The sequence below is a fragment of the Methanoregula sp. genome (assembly GCF_049510175.1).
Taxonomy (GTDB): domain Archaea; phylum Halobacteriota; class Methanomicrobia; order Methanomicrobiales; family Methanospirillaceae; genus Methanoregula.
Genome location: NZ_JBEKZF010000023.1, coordinates 1 through 3,516, shown reverse-complemented (window position 1 = coordinate 3,516; position 3,516 = coordinate 1). Strand labels below are relative to the sequence as shown.

The 3,516-nt window shown below is 57.1% G+C and carries 3 protein-coding genes and 1 pseudogene; all 4 read right to left on the bottom strand.

Annotated features, from left to right (window positions below):
• Positions 1-98 (bottom strand): annotated as a pseudogene (locus ABSG49_RS12035) (LeuD/DmdB family oxidoreductase small subunit); the annotation flags it as partial.
• Entirely contained in the window at positions 98-1,309 is a 1,212-nt protein-coding gene (locus tag ABSG49_RS12030) for an aconitase/3-isopropylmalate dehydratase large subunit family protein (RefSeq protein ID WP_424026376.1), read from the bottom strand. The gene ABSG49_RS12030 and the pseudogene ABSG49_RS12035, both read right to left, overlap by 1 nt.
• Positions 1,309-2,436: a homocitrate synthase family protein gene (locus ABSG49_RS12025; RefSeq protein WP_424026375.1), complete on the bottom strand. Its 1,128-nt coding sequence runs from the start codon at positions 2,434-2,436 to the stop codon at positions 1,309-1,311. Before ABSG49_RS12025 ends, ABSG49_RS12030 begins: the two co-directional genes overlap by 1 nt.
• The coding region (locus tag ABSG49_RS12020; RefSeq protein ID WP_424026374.1) for a thiamine pyrophosphate-dependent enzyme at positions 2,417-3,516 on the bottom strand (1,100 nt) is incomplete at its 5' end. The genes ABSG49_RS12025 and ABSG49_RS12020, both read right to left, overlap by 20 nt.

The window sequence follows — 3,516 nt, the reverse complement described above, 5'->3', positions numbered from 1 at the left end:
CAGATACTGCGATCCTTTGTCCGCAGGTAGCGCCCTGCGATCACAAGGTCAGTGTCAATATCCGCACCCACGCAGACAGCACGCCCTTTTCCCTGCATCAGGACACCCCGGGCTCAGTTATTTCTCCTTCAAGGGCACTTGCCGCAGCTGTTGCAACTGAAGACAGGTAAATTTCCCCGCCCACACCCATCCGGTTCCTGAAATTCCGGTTTGCGGTGGACAGGCAGACCTCCCCTTCACCGAGGACCCCCATATGAGCTCCCAGGCAGGGTCCACAGCCTGGGGTCCCGATGGAGCATCCCGCCTCCACGAGATCCATCAGCACGCCGTTCCTGATCGCTTTTTCCAGCACGGCCCGGGAGGCAGGAACAACGATGGTGCGGACTGCAACTTTTCTTCCTTTTACAACCCGCGCAAACCGTGCAAGATCGGAATACCGCCCGTTTGTGCAGGTTCCTACAAATACCTGATCTATAGACAGCCCTGCGAGATCAGACACCGGTTTTACCGTATCCACCCGGGGAGGCACGGCTATGACCGGGACGATATCGGGAAGGTCGAAATCGATCTCCCGAATGTACGTGCAGGGCTCCGGTTCCTGCGCCTGAACCGTGTGCCCTGCTGCTGCGAGGTACTGCACAGTTATGTCATCTGCATAGAACATTCCTGCCTTTGCCCCGGTCTCCACTGCAAGGTTGCACAGGGTTAGCCGCCCGTCCATAGGAATCGCGGCAGCGCCTTCTCCGACAAATTCCAGCGACTGGTAGGAAGCCCCGTCCATCCCGAGCCTGCTGACGTATGTAAGGGCGAGATCTTTTGCCTCCGCCGGACCCGTGAGTGTTCCTGACAGGTGAATGCCTACTGATTCCGGGACCCGGAACCAGGTCTCCCCGGTCATCCAGATCGCCGCCATATCGGTCGCCCCCAACCCTGTCGCAAATGCCCCGAACGCCCCGAGCGTGCAGGTGTGAGAATCAGCGCCAACCACAATTTCACCGGGCAGGACGATGCCCTCACTCATCAGCTGGTGGCAGATACCCCCACCGATATCGGAGAATTGCAGGAAAGAACTGCAGACGAATTCCCGCAGCTCGTGCTGGAGTGTTGCTGTCGTGCTGTTGTTTGCCGGGACGATATGATCGAAAAGAACATAGAGATGGGCCGCATCCTGTATACCCCTTCCTCCCATATTCTTCCATGCCTCGAGCGTAAGTACCCCGGTCCCGTCATGGACATATGCCCGGTCAACACTGCAGTCAAAATATTCACCGGCAGAGCCATTGAGAATCCGCTCTGATAGCGTCCCCATCATGCATTCTCCTGTTGCGCTTTCCGGATCAGTTTTTTCAGGACATCCGGGGTAACGTTGCATTTATGCTCTGAGTGATCCTTTACGAGGTCAAGGACCCGGCAGACCTGCTTGTCGGTAAGTTCGCAGCCGAGCGATCCCATAACGTGTTCGAGGGCTTTTTTGCCCGTATGTTTCCCGAGTATGAATTTGCGTTCGCTCCCCACCATGTCAGGAGGAAAATATTCATATGAGGTGGGATCTTCAAGAATTGCCGCGATATGGATACCGCTCTCATGGGAGAAAGCTAGCTCGCCGGTCACGGGTTTGTTCCTCGGGAGGGTGATGCCGGAGAATTTTTCGACCATGCGGGAGAGTTCTGTGAGGTGCGAGAGATCATACCGCTCAATCCCCCCCTTCATCCGCAGCGCAACAAGCAGTTCTTCCAGCGATGCATTACCCGCCCGTTCACCAATACCGTTCACGGTTGTGTGGAGCTGGAAAGCCCCGGCCTGGGCAGCGGTGATCGTGTTTGCCACAGCACAGCCCATATCGTTGTGGCAGTGGGCGCAGAGCGGCTTGTCTGCCGATGCAACCAGTTCGGTCATGATCCGCTGCATCTCGGTCGGGATTAAGCAGCCAACGGTATCGGCAAAACTCAGGAGCACCGCACCATGCTCTGACGCACGACGGTACACCTCTTTCAGGAAAGGTAAATCAGTCCGGGATGCATCCTCGGCTGCAAACCGCACCTGCACCCCGTGATCCGTGGCGAAATCGATGACCCCCAGTGCATCCTCAAGCACCTGCTCCCGGGGTTTTTTGAATTTAAGGCGCACATGCAGCTCGGATGTCGGGATAAAGATACTCACCATGTCCACATCGCAGTCAATTGCTGTTGCAACATCCGGTTCCCGTGCCCGGGCAAACCCGCAGACACGGGCATCGAGCCCGAGGTTCGCTATGGCCTTCACGCACTGCTTCTCATTCGGGGATACTGCAGGAAACCCTGCCTCGATTAACTCAATACCGATAGTATCCAGCATCCGCGCAATCTCCACTTTTTCCTGGCAGGAAAATGAGACTCCCGGCGTCTGTTCGCCGTCCCTCAGCGTTACATCACATATTTCAATATTCCACGGTTTCATGGCTGCACCCTTCCGGACATGTCCCTTCAACAACTAGCGTGCGTGGCCTGTCCGGAACCACGATCTCCTCACGCAGCGTGCGTTCATCATCTGCACGGCAGACAACCGGTTCTGCAAAGGAAAGGTACCGGACCGGATCATAGACCGGCTGCATCCCGGTCATGGCCGTGCAGTTGTTCTTCATGACAATACCCAGGAGCGGGAGCTCCTTTTCATAGACATCGATCAGGGCATTCAGGCCGGAATGGAGCAGGGCATAATCCCCGATGAGTGCGACCCGGGTGCTCCGTGCGGCTACGGCGATGCTTGCACCCATACCGTAACTTGCCATACCCAGTTCATAGGGCGGTGTCATTGAAAGGACTGAACAACCCGCATCGCAGATCACCTTCAGGTCCCGCTCCTGGAGGATACCCATCATAGTTCTGAACGGGCATTCCCTGCAGAATGTCCGGTAATATCCCCTATCCTCCCCGGACTGGGGGCGTTTCTGCGGGACCGGCGGCTGCAGTCCCCGGTGATCGCGGACGAAAGTCCTGCCGTATTCATGCACGGTACGGATAGCCGCTGCCTGCTCCGGGAGGGGATGAACGGTTATGATCCGGGTCCTGCCCTTTGCTGCCCCGGCTCCGGCCGGTTCTCCTGCCCACGTATTCAGCAGCGAGGTGTTCGACCAGGAAAACATCGTCCGGTATAATTCTTCTGCGGCTGTTACCCGCCCGTTCATGGTCCAGGTCCGTTCCGACAATCGTCCTTTCCCGTCTTTCCGGGGAACCGGGTTGTTATCCACCTGTGCATCCAGGAGCTGGGGAGTGAGGCGGAGAAGCGCTACGCGTGAGAACTTTTCTGATGCCTCCAGGGCTGTTTCCACACCCGTGTAGCAGCTGGTGGTATCGGGTTCGATAACCGGAAGTTCTGCAAGTTCCCCGTAATACCGCGAATCCTGCGCCGTTTGTGACGCACGTGCATCCGGGTCGTCACCGGCAACAAGGACAATGCCGGAAACCAGACCCTGGGCAACCGCCTGGAGAAGGGGATCTGCACAGGCATTTATCCCGACATTCTTGATAATAACCGCAG